The 19,416-nt window shown below is 66.7% G+C and carries 17 protein-coding genes and 1 tRNA gene; 11 read left to right on the top strand and 7 right to left on the bottom strand.

Features of this window, described 5'->3' with window-relative positions:
• Positions 1–4: 4 nt before the first annotated feature.
• The 4 genes from CH276_RS10955 to CH276_RS10940 form a co-directional block, all read right to left on the bottom strand.
• Positions 5–1,018 carry a hemolysin family protein gene (locus tag CH276_RS10955; RefSeq protein ID WP_094629158.1) on the bottom strand — a complete coding sequence of 338 codons (1,014 nt, stop codon included), beginning with the start codon at positions 1,016–1,018 and terminating at the stop codon, positions 5–7.
• Positions 1,015–2,418 carry a hemolysin family protein gene (locus CH276_RS10950; RefSeq protein ID WP_094629233.1) on the bottom strand — a complete coding sequence of 468 codons (1,404 nt, stop codon included), beginning with the start codon at positions 2,416–2,418 and terminating at the stop codon, positions 1,015–1,017. The genes CH276_RS10955 and CH276_RS10950 overlap by 4 nt, the downstream gene beginning before the upstream one ends.
• A 192-nt stretch (positions 2,419–2,610) precedes the next feature.
• Positions 2,611–3,180: a ribonuclease H family protein gene (locus CH276_RS10945; protein ID WP_094629157.1), complete on the bottom strand. Its 570-nt coding sequence runs from the start codon at positions 3,178–3,180 to the stop codon at positions 2,611–2,613.
• A 102-nt stretch (positions 3,181–3,282) separates the two neighbouring features.
• Entirely contained in the window at positions 3,283–4,623 is a 1,341-nt protein-coding gene (locus tag CH276_RS10940; protein WP_254923870.1) for an MFS transporter, read from the bottom strand.
• Positions 4,624–4,652: 29 nt separating this feature from the next.
• On the opposite strand from CH276_RS10940, the gene CH276_RS10935 reads away from it, so the two are divergent.
• The 5 genes from CH276_RS10935 (at position 4,653) to CH276_RS10915 (ending at position 9,223) form a co-directional block, all read left to right on the top strand.
• Positions 4,653–5,585 (top strand): DNA-3-methyladenine glycosylase family protein, encoded by a 933-nt coding sequence (locus tag CH276_RS10935; protein ID WP_094629156.1) that lies wholly within the window; start codon positions 4,653–4,655, stop codon positions 5,583–5,585.
• A 51-nt stretch (positions 5,586–5,636) separates the two neighbouring features.
• Positions 5,637–6,581 carry an aldo/keto reductase gene (locus CH276_RS10930; RefSeq protein ID WP_094629155.1) on the top strand — a complete coding sequence of 315 codons (945 nt, stop codon included), beginning with the start codon at positions 5,637–5,639 and terminating at the stop codon, positions 6,579–6,581.
• Positions 6,582–6,642: 61 nt separating this feature from the next.
• Complete coding sequence (locus CH276_RS10925; protein ID WP_441344203.1) at positions 6,643–7,902, top strand: multidrug effflux MFS transporter; 1,260 nt, start codon at positions 6,643–6,645, stop codon at positions 7,900–7,902.
• A gap of 36 nt (positions 7,903–7,938) precedes the next feature.
• Positions 7,939–8,463 carry a DUF309 domain-containing protein gene (locus CH276_RS10920; protein WP_045197506.1) on the top strand — a complete coding sequence of 175 codons (525 nt, stop codon included), beginning with the start codon at positions 7,939–7,941 and terminating at the stop codon, positions 8,461–8,463.
• 55 nt (positions 8,464–8,518) lie between these two features.
• The gene (locus CH276_RS10915; protein WP_094629154.1) at positions 8,519–9,223 is read left to right on the top strand and encodes a hypothetical protein; all 705 of its coding nucleotides are present in this window, start codon (positions 8,519–8,521) and stop codon (positions 9,221–9,223) included.
• On the opposite strand, the gene CH276_RS10910 is transcribed toward CH276_RS10915, so the two are convergent.
• Positions 9,201–9,965 (bottom strand): deoxyribonuclease IV, encoded by a 765-nt coding sequence (locus CH276_RS10910; protein WP_045200588.1) that lies wholly within the window; start codon positions 9,963–9,965, stop codon positions 9,201–9,203. The genes CH276_RS10915 and CH276_RS10910 overlap by 23 nt on opposite strands.
• 75 nt (positions 9,966–10,040) lie before the next feature.
• Here CH276_RS10910 and CH276_RS10905 point away from each other — a divergent pair, with 75 nt between their 5' ends.
• The 5 genes from CH276_RS10905 to CH276_RS10885 all read left to right on the top strand — a co-directional run bounded on the left by CH276_RS10905 (position 10,041) and on the right by CH276_RS10885 (position 17,742).
• Complete coding sequence (locus tag CH276_RS10905) at positions 10,041–10,775, top strand: ABC transporter ATP-binding protein (protein ID WP_032396800.1); 735 nt, start codon at positions 10,041–10,043, stop codon at positions 10,773–10,775.
• A gap of 53 nt (positions 10,776–10,828) precedes the next feature.
• Positions 10,829–13,351: an ABC transporter permease gene (locus tag CH276_RS10900; protein WP_032396801.1), complete on the top strand. Its 2,523-nt coding sequence runs from the start codon at positions 10,829–10,831 to the stop codon at positions 13,349–13,351.
• Positions 13,352–13,534: 183 nt separating this feature from the next.
• A complete protein-coding gene (locus CH276_RS10895) occupies positions 13,535–16,093 on the top strand; it encodes an alpha/beta fold hydrolase (protein ID WP_094629153.1) in 2,559 nt (852 codons plus the stop codon).
• 99 nt (positions 16,094–16,192) lie between these two features.
• Positions 16,193–17,107: an alpha/beta fold hydrolase gene (locus CH276_RS10890; protein WP_254923869.1), complete on the top strand. Its 915-nt coding sequence runs from the start codon at positions 16,193–16,195 to the stop codon at positions 17,105–17,107.
• Positions 17,104–17,742: an LON peptidase substrate-binding domain-containing protein gene (locus tag CH276_RS10885; RefSeq protein ID WP_032396804.1), complete on the top strand. Its 639-nt coding sequence runs from the start codon at positions 17,104–17,106 to the stop codon at positions 17,740–17,742. Before CH276_RS10890 ends, CH276_RS10885 begins: the two co-directional genes overlap by 4 nt.
• Positions 17,743–17,826: 84 nt before the next feature.
• Here CH276_RS10885 and CH276_RS10880 read toward each other — a convergent pair.
• Positions 17,827–17,900: transfer RNA gene (locus tag CH276_RS10880), tRNA-Met, on the bottom strand.
• 77 nt (positions 17,901–17,977) lie between these two features.
• On the opposite strand from CH276_RS10880, the gene CH276_RS10875 reads away from it, so the two are divergent.
• Complete coding sequence (locus tag CH276_RS10875) at positions 17,978–18,757, top strand: enoyl-CoA hydratase/isomerase family protein (protein ID WP_176459202.1); 780 nt, start codon at positions 17,978–17,980, stop codon at positions 18,755–18,757.
• Here the strand turns inward: CH276_RS10875 and CH276_RS10870 are convergent.
• On the bottom strand, positions 18,740–19,357 hold the full coding sequence (locus CH276_RS10870) for a DUF998 domain-containing protein (protein ID WP_176459201.1): 618 nt from the start codon (positions 19,355–19,357) through the stop codon (positions 18,740–18,742). The two genes, CH276_RS10875 and CH276_RS10870, sit on opposite strands and share 18 nt — an antisense overlap.
• Between the last annotated feature and the right edge of the window lie 59 nt (positions 19,358–19,416).

Raw genomic sequence — 19,416 nt, 5'->3', positions numbered from 1 at the left:
ATTGCTATGCAGCAGGAGCCGTGGGTAGTACCCGCTTGATGACGTCGGTGAGCGTGACGATGCCGAGGAACCGTCCACCGGTCTCCACGACCGCGAGCTGAACGCTGCGGTTGCGCATCTGCCGTAGCAACTCGTACACCGGTGTCGATCCGTCGACCGTGTAGGCCTCCCGCGCGTAGTCGGCCGCCGGCTCCCCGACGTCGGCCAGCAACGTGTCTCTCACGTGGACGACGCCGGGCGTCGCGCCGGAGCTGTCGGTGAGCAGTACCCGAAGGTGACCGGAACGCAGCGCGGCCGCCTGCACATCGGAGACGGTGGCACCGTGCGGCACCGAGGTCGCCTCGGAGTCGGGCACCGTGATCGTCTCGACGGCCAGTGTCTCGAGTTCGATCACCCGGGTGATCTGAGTTTGCAGTTCCGGTTCCAGCACACCGACCTGCGACGAGTACTCGACGAGATTGCGGATCGTCTCGGCGTCGCGTCCGCCGACCGCGGCGCTCTCCACCGGCTCCACTCCCGACCGCTCGACGAGCTTGTTGGCAATCTTGTTGACCCACACCAGGAACAGCCGGAAGGGGCGGATGAACGCCCGAGACGGTAGCCCGATGATGGTGGCAGCGAGTTCGGGATGCGCGATGGCCCAGGACTTGGGAGCCATTTCACCGATCACCAGATGCAGGAACGTGACGAGCAACAGCGACAGCGCGAACGCGGCGGTTCCGGCCAACCAACCCGGCACACCCCACGAGGTGAACATCGGCCCCAGCCAGGAATCGACGGCGGGCTTGGTGACGGCACCGAGAGCGAAGGTGCAGGCCGTGATGCCCAGCTGCGCGCCCGCCAACATGATCGTCAACTCGTTCATTCCGCGCAGCGCCGCCCGCACCGATCGGCTCGTTCCGGCTTTCTCCTCCAGTCGGTGCCTTCGGGCACCGAGCAGAGCGAACTCGATGACGACGAAGAACGCACTCAGCGCGATGAGCGCGACCGTCACGGCGACGACGACCCATGCGTTCATCGGTCCGTCTCCTCGTCCGACTCCGGCGAATCCTCGCTGCCGTCCGGCGAATTCTCGTGGAGTCTGATTCTCAGCTCACTCGGCACGTGCCGATCGACCTCGAGCACCTCCACCTCCAACGACGGACGCGGCGGCACCTCTTCCATGAGGTCGGCCCCGAACACCGCGAGGTCGATCCGCACCGTGTCTCCGACCTCGGGCAGATTTCCGCCCTCTGCGATGAGCAGGCCGGCAAGTGTCTCGTAATCGCCTCGCGGCAACAGCATGTCGCGACCGATGGTGCGTTCGACCTCGTCGACATGGACGTCGCCGTCCATGAGCCACACTCCGTCTTTCCGAACCTCAACGCCGACGATGTCCTCGTCGTGCTCGTCGGTGATCTCGCCGACCAGCTCCTCGGCGAGATCCTCGATGGTCAGCACACCGGCGAATCCGCCGTATTCATCGATCACGCATGCCAATTCGTTCTTCGTGCTCGACAACAGCTCCAAGGCATCCTCGAGCGGCATCAGCTCCGGCACGATCAGCGGTGCTCGCATGATCTCGGTGACCGAACGCCTGTCGTCGGGGGCAGCGGCCAACACCTCGGCCAGCTGCACCACACCGATCGGCTCGTCACGGTCGCCGATCACCGGGTATCGCGTGTGCGCACGCACCATCCGCGCCCGCATCTCGCCGATGGCGGTGGCGGGGGTGACTGCGTCCACCCGACTACGCGGGATCATGGCGTGCTCGACGTCGCGTTCCGGAAAGTCCAGGATGCGGTCGAGCAGCAACGACAGATCCTCGGTGAGATCTCCGCTGGCCCGGGAATCGTCGATGATGCTCTCGAGATCCTTGGCGGTGGCACTGCTGTCCACGTCGTGCACCGGTTCGACGCGCAGCAGACGCAACATCGCGTTGGAGGACTTGTCGAAGAAGGTGATCAGCCAGCCGAACGCGGCCAGGTAGATCAGCGTCGACCGGGCGAGGCGTCGGGACAGCGGATCGGGGTTCGCGATCGCGAGATTCTTCGGATAGAGCTCGCCGAAGATCATCTGCACGACGGTCGCGAGCACGAGGGCAGCCACCGTGCCGATCGAAATTCCCACCGCGATGGGAACTCCGGCGCTGCTCAGCAGCTCGCCCAGCGATTCGCCGATGAACGGCTCGGCCACGTAGCCGACCATCAGACCGGTGACCGTGATGCCCAGCTGCGCGCCCGACAGCATGAACGAGGTGCGCTTGGTGACCTTCAGTGCCCGCTCGGCCGACGCGTCGCCCTTCTCGGCTCCGGTACGCAGCGTCGCCCGGTCGACGGACATGTAAGCGAACTCCTGAGCCACGAAGTATCCGTTGGCCGCGATGATCGCGGCGGTGAGTACGAAGCCGAGGAGCAACGACAACAGCGCGGTGATCACCATGCGATCACTCGAAATCGGACGGCCGAAGCAGTGACCTCTGATGGAGCAGCGGCCACGGGCGGCCCAGGGGGATCTATGGAGTGCACAGTGCTCTCGACGCCTCCGGTATCGGACAATCCCGAAATGAGTGGAATGTCGTGATCCTACCGAGTACCGGTGGACGATTCCGACGTCCAGGCGAATGAGCGATCAGAACAGAGTGGGAACCGCGTCGTCGGACGTCGACGTCTTGCGCGCAGCCGGGGCCTGGACCGGAGACGACGGAACTGCATCCGCCGGGGCCGGTGTCGATTTGTCGGTCGCGTTCTTGGCCGGCGCTGTCGGACCGCCTGCGGCCACGGCGCGTGCCGCCTCCCCTGCCAAGGCGTCGGCTGCTTCGTTGAAGTGATTGCCGACGTGTCCGCGGACCCACCGGAACCGGACCGGACCTTCGCGTTCGGTGATGGCTCGCTCGATGCTCTGCACGAGCTCGAGGTTGCGTACCGGGGAACCGCCCGCAGTTTTCCAGCCCTTGCGCTTCCAGCCTGCGAGCCACTCGGACGCGCACTTGATGGCGTATTGCGAGTCGGATTCGATCAACAGCGGCTCGGGGCCGGGGTGCGCCAGCACCGCCTCCAGCAGGGCCCTGAGCTCGGCGACCTGGTTGGTGCCCGAGGGCTCACCGCCGGAGTTGCTCGGCCCCGTGTGGTTGACCCACGCCCACCCGATTGCTCCGCCGGGGTTACGCAGACACGAGCCGTCCGTACTCACGATGATCACGGTCTCAGACCCTACGTCGGGGCACCGACAAAGCCCGGGTGACTCGCGCACGAACGCCGCGGGACTTGCCCGATGGGTCCGAGGCACGACCGACCCCGCGTATCAGGGCACGCGAGCGGCCCGCGGTTTCCTACCGTCCACGGTGAGCAACACGAACGCCAGTCCTGCCAACACGGCGATCACGGCCGAGAACAGCACCCCCGCCGCCACCAGTCCCCACTCGCTCGCCGCAGCTCCCGCGCCGATGACCGGGACCGAAATGGCGACGTAGAGCACCACGAAGAACGTCGACGTCACTTCTGCTCGACGGTGCGGCGGAAGTTCCGCGTCGACGGCCGACATGCCGTTGCTGAACGTCACACCCTGCCCCACTCCGCACAGCACAGCCGCAACGATCAGCATCGTCAGCGACGCCACCAGCAACGACACTGCCAGGCACACCAATCCGAGCATCAGGACCACGCAACCCCACCGCTGCGCCGACGTCGGGTCGGCCTTGCGCACGGTGATCTGCGCGGTCGCCGATGCGGCGAAGACTGCGAACACCACGGCACCCGTCACCGCGTGGTTGTCGATCTGCAGCACGCCGGCGATGAATCCCGGTGAGACCGCGGTGAACAGTCCGAGTACCGCGAACCCGGCGAAGCCACCGATCGAGGCGCGCAGAAACGTGCCGCGGACATCCGCCGGTACGGACAAGCGCTGCATGTGCGGCCGGGCACCGCGTGCGACCCTGACGGTCTCGGGCGCGAGGAACACCGCCACCGCTGCCACGACGAGCAGGACGATATCGACGAAGAACGTCAGGCGCAGCGGTTGGGGAAGGTACTCGGCCAACAGTCCCGCAACCAACGGACCGAGGCCGAGTCCGCCGATGTTGGCCGCGGTGGCGATGGCCGGGGCTCGGTCGCGCCACTTGTCCGGTACCAGTTCGATCAAGGTCACCGTCGCGGTGCCCACGAAGATGCCTGCCGATATTCCGGACAGCAGGCGTCCGATCACCAGGGCTGTCAACGACTCGGCGAACACGAACACCACGGCGCTGACCAGTCCGAAAGCGATGGCGGCCAACAGCATCGGCCGACGCCCGAGCGAATCGGACCAGCGGCCGAAGGCCAGCAGGGCACCGAGTACACCGACCGCGTACGCCGCGAACACCAGGGTGACGACGAAGACGGAGAAGCCGAACTCGATCTCGTACAGCGCATAGAGCGGCGTCGGCATCGTCGTGCCCATCATCGCCACGACGAACGCGTAGGCAACTCCGACGAACGCGGCTGCGCGCGATCGAGTCACGAAGAACCTCCTGATGGTGTCGATGGAACCGGACGCGGCGAGGGAGTCCGTGCGGTGATCCCGCGTTCCGCGGGGCACTATGTATCTTGCCGTCGGTACTGCGATCGTGCCGATCGACGCCCCGCCGAGGACCCATTCGGGCCACACGGCCACGACCCTTCGGAGGTGAAGAACCGATGCCCGACGACGCCGGTTCCGACGGGGTGGTCCGACTCGTCACCTCCGAACAGCGGATCGACGTTCGGATGTCGGTGTCGCCGCTGCGTCGAGGCCGAGGTGATCCCACGTACGAGTCGACGCCGGACGGCGGGATCTGGCGCACGTCGCGCATGAGCTCCGGTCCGGTGACGTACCGCCTGACCCAGACCTCGCCGACGAGTGCCCAGGTTCGAGCGTGGGGCCCCGGTGCACCCGACCTGTTGGACGCGGCACCCGCGCTCCTCGGAGTGGACGACGATGCCTCCACGTTCGCACCCGAGCACCCGATTCTCCAGGAAGCCCACCGGCGGCTGCCGCACCTGCGACTGGGTAGAACGGGGCTGGTGCTCGAGGCCCTGATCCCGGCGATCATCGAGCAACGAGTACACGGACTTTCGGCCTTCGGGTCGTGGCGTTACCTGGTGACCAAGTTCGGCGAGAAGGCACCGGGTCCGACGCCGAAGCCGATGTTCGTCTTCCCGACACCCGACGTGTGGCGCCGTATCCCGTCGTGGGAGTACCACCGCGCCAACGTCGACCCGGCCCGGTCCAAGACCGTCGTCCGCGTTGCCTGCGCGGCCGGTCGTCTGGAGGAGGCGTCGGGAATGACACCCGAGGACGCTGCGCGCAGGCTGCGGGCCATCCCGGGCGTCGGCGTCTGGACGGCGGCCGAGACCGCGCAACGCGCCCTCGGGGATCCCGACGCATTGTCGGTGGGCGACTATCACTTGGCGTCGGTGGTGGGCTGGTCGCTGTTGGGTAGGCCGATCGACGACGCGGAGATGGTCGAGTATCTCCGACCCCTGGCACCGCACAGGCATCGCGCGATTCGGCTGCTGTATCTGAGCGGCAAGGCCACCAAGCCCAAGTTCGGTCCTCGCACCGCGCTGGTGGATCACACGTGGCACTGAGCCTTCGCTGCTCGTACAGTCGAGTTGTTCGCCAACGTAAGGGGTTTGTCTGTGGTTGCCATCGGTAGTTCCGATCTGGAGATCTTTCCGCTCGCACTGGGCGGGAACACGTTCGGCTGGACCAGCGACGAGGCCGAGTCGTTCGAGATCCTCGACGCGTTCACCGCAGGCGGAGGCAACTTCGTCGACACCGCAGATTCGTACTCGGCATTCGCCGACGGCAACTCCGGCGGTGAGTCCGAAACGATCATCGGCAAGTGGACCGGAGCCCGCGGAAACCGGGACGATGTCGTCATCGCCACCAAGGTCAGCCAACATCCCGAGTTCCGCGGACTGGCCCCGGAGAACATCCGTGCCGCCGCAGACGCGTCGCTGGCTCGGCTGCAGACCGACCGAATCGACGTCTACTACGCGCACTACGACGACGAGAAGACTCCGCTGGTCGAGTCCCTCGCCGCGTTCGACGCATTGGTCCGGGCAGGCAAGGTGCGGTACGTGGCCATCTCGAACTACACCCCGGCGCGGGTGCGTGAATGGCTCGACCTCGCCCGAGACAACGGTTTCTCGGCACCGATCGCACTGCAGCCGCACTACAACCTGGTCGCCCGCCGTGACTACGAAGGCGAGCTGCAGAATCTGGCCGTCGAGAACGATCTCGGCGTGTTTCCCTACTTCTCCCTCGCCGCCGGATTCCTCACCGGTAAGTACCGCACCCGAGAGGACCTGGCCGGCAAGCAACGCGAACGTCTGACCACGGGGTACTTCTCGGACGCCGGTCTCGACGTGGTGCAAGGCCTACGTGAGATCGCCGACTCACGTTCGGCGGAGATTTCGAGCGTGGCCCTCGCGTGGCTGCTCGCGCGACCGGGCGTCACCGCCCCGATCGCCAGCGCGAGCAAGATCTCCCAGCTACCGGCTCTGCTCGACGCACCCGCATTGGCTCTGACCAGCCAGGAAGTGGAGAAGCTGACCGTACTGTCCGACGCCGTGGCATAGGACACGAAAGTTGTAGTCAGCAACCGGGAACAGAACGAGTACCCCGGTTGCTGAACGTCGGGTGGCCCAAGCACCGAACACGACAGCAGCCGAGACACCCGTAGCACCAGCGACGAACACCTCTCCCGAGCCGACGTCGAAGGAACGCCTGCGGGTGATCCTGGTTCTCGGCGCACTCATCGCGCTCGGTCCGCTGACCATCGACATGTATCTGCCGGCTCTTCCGGCCATCGCCGACGACCTGAACACCCCGTCGTCGGCGGTGCAGCTCACCCTCGCAGGCACGTTGATCGGCCTCGCCCTCGGACAGCTCGTCATCGGGCCGCTCTCGGACATCGTCGGCCGACGACTACCGCTCATCGTCGGTACCGGAGTGCACATCCTGGCCTCCGTCGCCTGCATCGCGGCTCCCAACATCGCCGTTCTCGGTGGCCTACGCGTGGTGCAGGGTCTCGGTGCCGCCGCCGCTGCAGTGGTCGCGATGGCCATCGTGCGAGACCTGTTCAGCGGCCGCGCGGCCGCAACCGTGCTGTCCCGGCTGATGCTCGTCATGGGCGTCGCACCCGTGCTGGCGCCCTCGCTCGGCGGTGCCGTGCTGCTGGTGGGATCGTGGCGTCTCGTGTTCGCCGCGCTGGCAATCATGGGTGTCGCCCTGATGACACTGGCGATCGTGTCGCTACGCGAGACGCTGCCGCCCGAGCGCCGTCGCGCGAGCGGAGTCATGCCGGTGTTGCGCACCTACCGCTCTCTGCTGCGCGACGCCCAGTTCGTGGTGCTCGTTCTCGTCGCGGCCCTCGCGATGTCCTCGTTGTTCGCGTACATCGCCGGCTCGTCGTTCGTTCTGCAGGAGGAATTCGGCCTCGACGAGCAGCAGTTCGCCATCGTCTTCGCCGCCGGTGCGATCTCGCTCATCGGTGCATCTCAGCTCAACGTCCTCCTGCTCGGACGCTTCGCTCCGGTGCAGATCGTGCTGGCCGCGCTGTCGTTCGCCGTGCTCGCGGGCGGAGTCATGGCCGTGCTGGCGATCGCCGAGATCGGTGGGATGGCCGGCTTCGTGATTCCGCTGTGGTTCGTGCTCGGTGCCGTCGGATTCGTCATGCCCAACGCACCTGCGCTCGCGCTGTCCAGGCACGGTGAGGCCGCAGGCGGTGCCGCTGCCCTACTCGGAGCAGCTCAGTTCGGGCTCGGTGCCATCGTCGCGCCGATCGTCGGTGCCCTCGGCAACGACGCCGTTGCCGTGTCCACCACGATGGTCGCGACCTCTGCCGCCGCACTGGCAGCTCTGGGTGTCATCACCGCACGCACGTCGTCGCGACTGTGAGCTCGGAGCGGGCCACCACCCGCTAGGGTTTCCGCCATGGCCGAACGTGAACGTGATGCGCACGGTAAGCCCCTGAACGCCAGGCCTCGGGACGGTCTCGGGCGGCCCCTCGCTCGCGGCGGCAACGGAACTCCACGCGTGCCCGACGACCTCCGGCTTCCGCCCGCCGCCGCACTCGTCGAAGCCCAGAGATTCCTCGACGCGAACATGCCGTTCCATGCGCACGAGGTACTGGAAGGCACGTGGAAGAGCTGCTCGCCCGACGAGCGTCCGTTGTGGCAGGGACTGGCCCAACTCGCCGTCGGGTTGACCCATCTGATGCGTGGCAACCGCGTCGGTGCCGGTTCGCTGCTCCGGCAAGGACACGACCGGCTCATCGGTTTCGAGGCCGACCCTCCGCATCGTGTCGATGTCGCCGGTCTGCTGACCTGGTCCGAGGGCCTGCTCGGCGAGCTCGAGACCGGAAGGTTACCGGCCTCTCCCGGCATTCCGGCGCTGCGCACCACCGACCGAACCGATCCCGACGGGGGCGTCCTGGCGTCCGATTCCGGCTCGAGTTAACCTGAGCAAGGTTAGGTAAGGCTAGGACAATCCGATCGGAAGTGGGGTCGCCGGCATGAGCGTGTTCGGACCGCTGAGACTCGTGCACCGCGAGACGATCAGCCCGGCCCAGCTCGGACGCACTCTCTGCACCGAGGTAGCCGAACAGGTCCCGTACTGGGTCGCCGTCCTGACCCCGGCGGAGCGACCGTTGCTCACCGAACAGTTCACGACATTCGAGCAGACGTCGATGACGTTCGCACTGCCCGACGGTCCGCATCGCCGCCGCGTTCTGCTGCTGGCCGCCCTGGGCTCGGCCGTATCCACGTGGCAGAGAAACAACCGTCGCGGCTCCTCGGCCGGCGCGTTGGTCGACCTCGATCTCGATCGCACCGGTGCCGTTCACCCGGTCCGACTCCCCGCGGTCCACACCGACGCCCTCACCGTGCCCTCCCACGCCGAACACCTTCTCGACGATGTCGCGAGGCGGCTCGCCGCGGTGCCGAACGCCGGCCGCGACTATGCGCTGACCCGCAACTATCCCGCGCTGGCCTGCCGCGCGGGAGCGCAGATCATCGTCCGTGACGCTGCCCTGGCCGAGCCCAGCCGCGACCACGCCATCGACATCGGAATCACAGTGACGGACACAGGCATTGCCCTGGCACGAATCACCTGGGCGCACGGCCTGCAGGGAGCCGACGAGCTGATCCGACTGTGGTCGGACACCGTTCGCCAGTTGGCGACGACGACGCCCGCCGCTACAGGCTCTTCAGCAGCCTGACGTCGTCTTCGATCCCCTCGGGCGGAGTCTCGAGGATCACCGGCGCGTCGGCCGCCAGCGCGACGGCCGTCAGGATCTCGGCGTCGATCGTTCCGGTGCCCAGATTCGCGTGCCGGTCTCGCGCCGAATCGAACTCGTCGCGTGAATTGTTCAGATGCACCAGATCGATTCGTCCGGTGATGGCCTTGATTCGGTCGACCACGTCGACCAGATCCTCGCCCCCGGCCCACGCATGGCAGGTGTCCAGACAGAATCCGGCACCGAATTCACCGATCGCGTCCCACAACCGGGCGATGTCGTCGAAGTGGCGTGCCATCGCGGAGTCTCCGCCCGCGGTGTTCTCGACGAAGATCGGCACGGCGAAGCCACCCTGCTCCGCCTGGCGCTCGAACAGCTTGCGCCAGTTGTCGATTCCCTTCGCGGTGTCCTCGCCCTCACGAACGTGGCCGCCGTGGACGACCAGACCGATGGCCCCGATCTCGGCCGCGGCAGCAGCCTGCTCGACGACGGCCTTGCGCGAGGGAATGCGGATCCGATTGTTCAAACTCGCCACGTTGAGCACGTAGGACGAGTGCACCACCACGTCGACGTCGCCGGTCAACAGCGCCTCGCCCTGGGGGTGCGGGGAAAGTTTGTTCCACTTCTGCGGATCGGTGAGGAACATCTGGACGAGGTCGACGCCGAGCGCCTCGGCGGTACCGAGAGGGTCGCTGCTGTCGCGGACGTGGGCTCCGATGCGCATGACGCCCATCATAGGGGTGGTGTTCAGGGTCTCCCCTGATAGCGACGGGCGCGGAACGCTGGAACACTGGCACGCATGAGCGACATTGCCGCACGTGCGGTCGACGTATCGAAGGTTTACGGATCCGGGGACACCCAGGTTCACGCACTGTCGGGGGTGAGCGTCGACTTCGCGCGCGGCGAATTCACCGCCATCATGGGACCGTCGGGTTCGGGCAAGTCGACGCTGATGCACTGCCTGGCCGGATTGGACAACGCATCCTCGGGCACGGTGACCATCGGCGACACCGAGTTGACGGCACTCTCCGACAAGGAGATGACCGGATTGCGCAGGGACCGAATCGGATTCGTGTTCCAGGCGTTCAATCTGGTGCCGACACTGACCGCGCTGGAGAACATCACGTTGCCGCTCGACATCGCGGGCCGCGCAGCGGACCAGGCCTGGCTCGACACCGTGGTCGACAAATTGGGCCTGCGCGACCGCCTCGATCACCGTCCCAGCGAACTCTCGGGCGGGCAGCAGCAGCGAGTGGCGTGCGCGCGTGCGCTGGCGGGCAGGCCCGACATCGTGTTCGGCGACGAGCCGACCGGTAACCTGGATTCTCGCTCGTCCGGCGAGGTGCTGTCGATTCTGCGCACTGCCGCAGACGAATTCGACCAGACCGTCGTCATCGTCACGCACGATCCACGCGCGGCCAGCTACGCCGACCGCGTCGTGTTCCTCGCCGACGGTGCGGTCATCGATCAGCTGAACTCGCCCACGGCCGACGCCGTACTCGAACGGATGAAGAAGCTGGAGACGGTCCGATAATGGCGCATTCCGTTTCCAACAAACCTCCTCGACAAAAGCCGTCGGGCAATCCCATGCGCAAGGTGTCGTTGAGAAACCTTGCAGCACACAAGGTTCGGTTGGCGTTGACCGTGCTGTCCGTCGTGCTCGGCACGGCGTTCGTCGCGGGTTCGTTCGTCTTCACCGACACCCTCCAGCGCACCTTCTCCTCGCTGTTCGCCGACACCGCACAGGGCGCGGACGTTCGAGTGAGCCCCGAGGACGCGCGCTCTTCCGGCGTGCCGAACGAGGACATCGCAGCAATCTCGGCGTTGCCGAACGTGCGCGCCGTGTCCCCGTACGTCGGCGGACAGTTGGTACTGCTGGGCTCGGACGGTGCCGCCGTCCAGTCCGGCGGCGCACCGACCATCGGTGAGTCGTACCTCCCGGACGACCAACGACTCGGCGATCCGACCACCTTCGTCGACGGTTCGGCTCCCACCGCTCCTGGTCAGATCGCCATCAATGCCGGTGGCGCCGAGCGCGCAGGCCTGAAAGTGGGTGACGCAACCCAGGTCCTCGTGCCGTCCAAGGGCATCACCGACGTCACCGTCAGCGGAATCTATTCCACGGCAACCGAATCCGGCGGCTACATCGGAATCCAGTTCGTGCAGAGCCAGGCGAACGAGCTGTTCACCGACGGCGCTCACGTGCAGTACATCGACGTCGCGGGCAACGATCTCGCCGCACAGGGATTGGGTCAGAGCGATCTTCGCGACGAGATCGCCGCGGCATTTCCCGATCTGAAGGTCCAGACCGCCGCGGACGTACAGGCCGAGACTCAGGCCGAGGTCGAGTCCGCGCTGTCGTTCATCAACTACTTCCTGCTCGCCTTCGGCGGGATCGCCCTGCTGGTCGGCACCTTCATCATCTACAACACGTTCTCGATGATCGTCGCGCAACGCGTCCGCGAACTGGCACTGCTGCGCGCCATCGGAGCCAGCCGCGGACAGGTCAGCCGGTCGGTCGTCCTCGAAGCCCTCGTCGTGGGCGTCATCGGCAGCGTCCTGGGCTTCGTCGGCGGAGTCGGGCTCGCCTACGGCCTACGAGCACTGCTGAACGCCTTCGACCTGGGCCTGCCGTCGGGACCGCTGGCACTGGAGCCGCGCACCGTTGTCGTCGCCTTCGCCGTCGGAATCCTCGTCACCGTGCTGAGCGCGTACGCACCGGCCCGACGAGCGGCCAAGATTCCGCCGGTCGCCGCGATGCGAGAGGAGTTCGCCTCTGCGGGCGACACCCTGCGCACCCGGACTTTCGTGGGCGTCGGCCTGGGAATCGCAGGCGCAGCCGCACTGATCATCGGCGCGCAGTCGACCGGCGGGGCTGCCGCTGCCACGGTCGGCGCGGGAGCCGTCGCGCTGATCGTCGCCACCGCACTGGCCGCACCGTCGCTGTCACGGCCGGTGGTCGGCGCGCTGGGTGCCGTCATCACCCGTCCGTTCGGCGCGATCGGACGCTTGGCCAGGACCAACTCGGTACGCAACCCGCGACGCACCGCGGCCACCGCCTTCGCCCTGATGCTCGGACTCATGCTCGTCACCGTCATCGGCGTGCTCGGATCCACCGCCAAGGCCAGTGTCGACTCCCTCGTGGACACCGGCGTCGAGGCGGACTACATCCTGTCCGGTCCGCAGTCGATCGGTGTTCCGACCGGTGCAACGACTGCAGCACAGCAGGTGACCGGCGTGGACCGCACAGCGGTACTGCACCCTGTATTCGTCACCATCGCCGGCCAGGAGGAGTACGGCGCCGCCATCGACGGCTCACCCGAGGGACTGCTCGAGCTGTCGATGGTTCAGGGCACTGCAGACCTCGACAGCGAGGGATTCTCGGTGTCGGAGACCGAAGCGGCGACGCGCGGGTGGACGGTCGGAACCGAGGTCACCTTCGACACCGTGGACGGGGCGTCGGTCCCGGTGACCGTCACCGGCGTGTTCACCGACAATCCGCTCATCGGGAGTTGGATCGTCTCGGGCGACATCTACCAGGAGGTGACGCCGTCCATCACCCGGTCCGACATCCTGGTTCTGGTCAAGGCCACGCCCGGAACAGACCTGGACACGCTGCGGTCCGACCTCGAGGCCGCGACCAAGCCGTTCGTCGTCGTCCAGGTCCAGGACGTGGAGGAGTTCAAGGGTAGCCAGGGTCAACAGATCGACACCCTGCTCGCCGTTCTGTACGGATTGCTGGCACTGGCCGTCGTGATCGCCGTGCTCGGCATCGTCAACACGCTGGCCCTGTCGGTCGTCGAGCGGCGTCGGGAGATCGGCATGCTGCGCGCGATAGGCATGCAGCGGCCTCAGGTACGACGCATCATCTATCTCGAGTCGCTGCTCATCGCACTGTTCGGCGCGATCGTGGGCGTCGTCCTCGGCATCGCGTTCGGGTGGGGATTCGTGCAGACTCTCCGCGACGAGGGCCTGGGCACCATGACCGTGCCGTGGGGCCAGGTGGTGGCGATGCTGCTCGGATCCGCTGTCGTCGGTGTGTTGGCGGCGCTGTGGCCCGCCGTTCGAGCAGCACGCACGAAGCCTCTCGAGGCCATCGCGGACCTGTAGGGGCGTACCCGAAACCGACCGGACATTCCGCAACGTCACCCGATTGTTGTGGAATGTCCGGTTTTCCGCTTGCGTAAAAAGGCTGTTCACGTCTACCTTTGGAGCGGTAAAACAGTCTCGGAGCCGGTTTAGAGGTATCAAACCGACTTCGCAATCACGGGTCGGGCTCGTGCAAGGAGAATCATGTCTATTCAGGACATCGATGCGCCGACCCGACTGTCGCTGGCCCCGCTGTGTCGGCCGGAACGTCGCGACACCCTGATGGCCCGCTACCGCGAGGTGGCCCACGCTCTGCCGCACGCCATCGCACTCGACGTCGACGGCACCTCACTCACCTTCGACGAGCTCCTGCATCGCGCCTACTCGTCGGCACGGAAGATCGCCACGCTCTTTCCCACCGATTCTCGGCCGCTCGCCGTGGAGACCGACGCGACGACGCATTCGATCGAGTTGATGCTCGCCGTCGTCGCAGCGGGCCATCCCCTGGTTCCACTGGACCCCATGCTTCCCGCCGAGCGTCGCGCCACGATCATCGACCAAGCGGGCGCGACAGCGTTGGACCCCGCCACCGTCGCCGCAGCCATCGACTCCTGTGTTCCACTGCCGACGCTGTCGGGCGACCACACTGCGGTGATCAATTACACCTCGGGATCCACCGGCACCGCCAAGGGTGTGATCCTCAGCCACCGCATGTGTCTGACCAAGACATACGAGGTCGCCACCGCGTTGGCACTGAGCCCACACGACCGCGTCGGAAACTCCCTTCCGGTCAGCTTCGGTGCCGGCTTGAACACCCTGTTCGCGGGGTTGCTCAGCGGTGCCGCCGTGTACTGCCGCGACCCCAGGTCCGGTGTCCCCAGCAGCACCGTCGAGTGGGCAGCCGAGCATTCCCTGACCACGCTGCACTGCTCGTCGTCGCTGCTGCGCGCAGTCTCCGGAGCCGATCACGGACCCATCGGGCGCGGGGCCGTGTCCACGCTGCGGGTGGTCGTCACGTACGGGGAATCCCTGCACTCCGACGATGCCGACGGCTTTCGGCGGCGATTCGACAGCCGCGCCACGGTGGTCAACTGGTACGCGACCACCGAAGCCGGTGCCGTCGCGTACAGCGAATACCCGCCCGAACGAGCGCTGCCGTCGGGCTTTCTCCCTGCAGGCAGACCCATCACGGGCAAGCTCGTCGAAGTCGTGACCTCCGACGGTTCCACGTGTGCACCGGACGTGATCGGCGAAGTACGGGTGACGGCGAGCTGCCTGGCCGACGGCTACCTCGGCGGCGCCGGTCTGGACTCCCAACGATTCACCGCCCTCGGCGACGGTCTGTTCCGGTATCGCACCGGCGATCTTGGCCGACTCGACGACCACGGGACGCTGCACCTGGCCGGACGCATCGACGACGCGGTCAAGGTGCGCGGATACCTGGTGGAGCCGGCCGAGATCGAGGCAGCACTGCGCGCCATGCCGGAGATCGGCGACGCAGCGGTGATCGGTCGGACCTCCGGCACGGACACCGACCTGGTCGCCTACGTGTGCTCGGCTCGTTCCGGTCGGCGACCGTCCGTGGGCGAGATTCGAGCGTCGCTGCGCCGGACGCTGCCGGAATGGATGGTCCCCACCCACATCGTCGCGCTCGACGCGATGCCGCGAAACGAGCGCGGCAAGCTCGACCGAAGTGCACTGCCCGAGCCCGCCGATCGACGCGTCGAGCGCACGGCGGTCGGCCCGACCGAGTACATCGTGGCCGAGGCCGCGCGCACCGCGATCGGGCTGGACACCATCGGCCGGGACGAGGATTTCCTGGCGCTGGGCGGCAACTCGCTGACCACAACGGCGATGCTGGCTCACCTTCGTGAGAGCCTGAAGATCGATCTGACGCCGGAGGACGTGTTCACGGCGACCACCGTTCGAGCATTGGCCGTGACAGTCGATGCTCGCCTGGAGGAAGCAGCGACTGCGCGTCGGCGTACAACCGGCGAACACGATGTCCTCGTGCCGCTGCGCACCGAGGGCAGCAAGGCACCGATCTTCCTGATCGGCGGTGCAGGCGTCGGTGCGATGGCCTTTCTCAACCTCGTCAAGCACATCGACGATGACCGCCCGGTGTATGCGCTGCAGGCGCACGGCCGAGGCAAGCGCGGACGCCCGGACCGAACGATTCGGCGAACCGCGAAGCGCTACGTCGACGCTGTTCGGACGGTCCAACCCGAGGGCCCGTTCCATCTGGTCGGTCACTCGCTCGGCGGCTGGATCGCCATCGCGATGGCGGAGGAGATCCGAGACTCCGGCCTCGGCTCCCCGCACCTGCTGCTTCTCGACACGCGGCTGTTCCGGCATCTGCTGGACAGGTTGCCCGGTGGTACCGAGGTTCCGGCTGCGCCGCCTGCTCGTACGCGAGAAGAAGCAGGCTTCCACCTCGGTCGCATCGGCACCGCCGCCCTCTGGGTGCGGATGCAGTTCGCCGGGCTGCTGCGGTACCCGACGACAATGGAATGGTTGGTCTTCGCAAGCATCGGGTACGTGGCGTTGAACAAGCACGTGCCGACACCGTGGTCGGGTTCGATGACCGTGGTTCGCACAGCGGAGAACGTGAAGGATCTCAGGTCGTGGCAGGCGGTCGGCCGTGGTGAGCTGAGTTTCGTCGACATCCCCGGAGATCACGTCGACATGTTGCGCGAACCGATGGCCGAACACTTGGCCGAGACGATCGCGAACACCTTCGACGAGGCGGGGCTCGCGCGCTGACCGAGGGTCTGTCGCAGTGTCGGCTCAGCTTGTACGTTTGTGCCAGCGGCTCGCCGAGCCACGCGACGATCCGGGAATCACACGACGAGGAGGTCGACCATGAGTTCATCGTACGAATTGCAGTCGGTAGAACTACACAAGGACGTCCTGCGATACGTGGACATGGGCGACGGCCCTCCCGTGATTCTGGTGCACGGCCTGCTCGGATCGCATCAGTCCTGGGGCACGCAGCTCGAACGTCTGTCGCGGAAGTATCGGGTCGTCGCGCCCGACCTGTTCGGCCACGGTGAATCCGACAAGCCCACCGGCGACTACTCGCTGAGTTCGCACTCGGCCACCATTCGCGACCTCATGGATCACCTGAACATCGACTCGGCCCCGATGGTCGGTCACTCGCTCGGCGGCGGCATCGTCATGCAGCTGACGTACCTCTTCCCCGAGCGGGTCGATCGCCTGGCGCTGGTCAGCAGCGGCGGCCTCGGCCCGGAAGTGAGCCTGCTCCTCAAGGCCGCGACGCTGCCCGGCAGTGAGCTGGTACTGCCACTGCTCGCATCGGACTGGTTCCGCAAGAACACCGAGGGCGCGCTTGCGCAGCTGGGCAGATGGGGTCTGCCGGTCAAGCCGGGTCCCAGCATGGCCGAGACCTGGCGGTCGTTCCGGTCCGTGGCCGACCGCTCCACCCGCGGCGCATTTCTGGCATCGACGCGTGCCGTGGTGGGCCCGCGTGGTCAGACCGTCAGCGCCAAGCAACATTTCGAGAAGTTCGAGTCGATTCCGTCGCTGCTCGTCTGGGGCGGCAAGGACCGGATGATTCCAGCCAAGCACGCCGACAACATTCGACGCGAGGTCCCGAACAGTCGCGTCGAGATCTTTCCCGACGCCGGCCACTTTCCCCAGCTCGACGAGCCGGACTTCTTCTTCCGACTGCTCGACGAATTCCTGGACTCCAACCGGACCGAGAAGAGCGCAGCCGAGGCGATCGCCCCGGCGGCTGTTCCGTTGCAGCACCCGTGAGCGTGACCCCGATGTTCCCGCTCGGCAGCGTGCTGCTCCCCGGCGAACGTCTGCCACTGCACATCTTCGAGCCGCGCTACCAGGCTCTGGTGCACGACTGCCTGAAGCAAGAAGATCCGAGCTTCGGTGTGGTGCTCATCGCGCGTGGGCACGAGGCCGGCGGCGGCGACGTACGGCACGACGTGGCGACGACCGCACACATCATCGGGCACGAGTCCATCGGCAACGGCCGATATCTGCTCGAGTGCGTCGGCGGTGAACGGATCAGAATCGACGCCTGGCTGCCGGACGATCCGTACCCACTGGCCGACGTCCGAGCGTGGCCGGACGAGGACACCGACGCGGTGATCGCCGACACCGAATTCGACGCCACCTGGGCGCGGGTCGAAGATCTCTACGAGCTGATCGGTCGACTCGAATCGGCGGAAAGCGTTGTCACACCCGGTGTTCCGGACTTCCTGGGCCTGCCCATCTCGGCCGCCGAGAAGATCTGGTCGCTGGCAGCACTGATTCCGATGGGGCAATCCGATCGACTGGACATCCTGTCTGCGCCGGACGCCCGAGCACGCATGACCGCTCTCGACGACGCCATCGAGAATGTGACCGCTGTCGTGCAGTTCAGACTGCAGCCCTGATCGACGAACCCCGCGGCACCACAGACGAGGGCACCACAGACGAGTCAGGCCCGACATCATCGATGTCGGGCCTGACTCGCGTAGTAGCGGGGACAGGATTTGAACCTGCGACCTCTGGGTTATGAGCCCAGCGAGCTACCGAGCTGCTCCACCCCGCGTCGGGTGTTCACCACGCTACATGCCATCTCGGCAGTCTCCCAATCGCCTGGTCAGCCGCACGCTCTACGGTTCAGGTATGCCCACCGAGCCTTCTCCTGTCCTGACCTTTCCGCACGCGGCGGTCGCCCAGATCACCTTGAGCAACCCGCCGGTGAACGCGCTGACCCGACCGGCGACGCGTCGACTGCGCGCCGTCCTCCGAGAGTTGGCCGACGATGCCGCGGTTCGGGCGGTCGTTCTCACCGGCGACCGGGTGTTCAGCGCCGGTTCGGACATCACCGAGATGCCCGAGATGCAGAACGACGGTGACGTGCTGGCCCGCAAGAGCAATCTCGAGAACGCCACCCTGGAATTGCTCGACGATCTGCCGCTGCCCACCGTCGCGGCAATTGGCGGATTTGCGTTGGGCGGCGGTCTCGAGCTGACACTGTGCTGCGACCTCGTCGTCGCCGACGCGGGAGCTCGACTCGGATTCCCGGAGATCGACCTCGGTGTGATCCCCAGCAGCGGCGGCTCCATGCGTGCGCTGCGTCGGGTGGGTCAGGCCCGCGCCGCCGAGCTGGTGTTGCTCGGCGAGCCCGTATCGGCCGAGACTGCTCTGGAGTGGGGCCTGATCAATCGCGTCGCTCCGCGTGGACAGTCCTTGTCGATGGCCCTGGACTTGGCGCAGGCGCTGGCGCGAAAATCCCGCTCTGCTGTTCGGGCGAACAAGCAGGCCCTCGCGCTCACGTTCGGAGAGTCCCCCGGCCTACCGGCGCGACGGGCGTTGCCGGTGTTCGAGGAGGCGTTCGAGTCGGCGGACGGCAGGGAGGGTGTGCGCGCCTTCCTCGCCAAGGAGTCACCCGACTTCGGATAGGCGGCGCTTGGCCAGAACCGTTGCGCCGGTGACGATCTCCCATCCGATGATGGTGTAGACCGAAATGCGCTCGAATGTTCCGCCGCCGAGGATTCCGGTGTCGGCGAGAAACAGGGCCAGCCCCACCAGGCCTGCAACTCCTGCGGTCGCACTGCTCACGGTGTACCAACGCGGCGCGCAGACGCGGCCGCCGTATCGGCCCGCCGCCAGCAGTACCAGATTGCCGCCGACGATCGCCATGCCCGCACCGACCGCATGGGGCGTAGAGGCCCCGTCGACGGAGGCGTGAGCGAGCCCGACGACGATGCTGCCGACACCGTGCACAACGGAGGTGCCGGCCACGATCCACCGCGCGCGGCCCTCGAAGAGAACCGCCAGTCCCAGCCCCGCCAGGACGAACAACGTGCCGTCGACGACGAAGCCGGTGTTCATCACTGCGTGCAGCGGCGAGATGTCCGGGATACCGAGGTCGCTGATGTTGTTGCGGGCGTAGCTGTACGGCCGATCGGTCCACCCCAGCGCGGCGACGGCCTCGGCGGCCAGATAGGTCAACCCGCCGACGAGGAACGCACCAGCGGCCAGGACGGTCGTTCTCTTCACAGCTGTACGACCCATCTCGGCTCGACCCCGATGGGTCATTTCGCAGGCTTCACTCCCGG

Origin of the sequence: Rhodococcus sp. 06-470-2, from assembly GCF_002258235.1 — a bacterium.
Classification (GTDB): domain Bacteria; phylum Actinomycetota; class Actinomycetes; order Mycobacteriales; family Mycobacteriaceae; genus Rhodococcoides.
The sequence above is the reverse complement of the archived record's forward strand: the minus strand, read 5'-3'. Positions and strand labels throughout refer to the sequence as shown.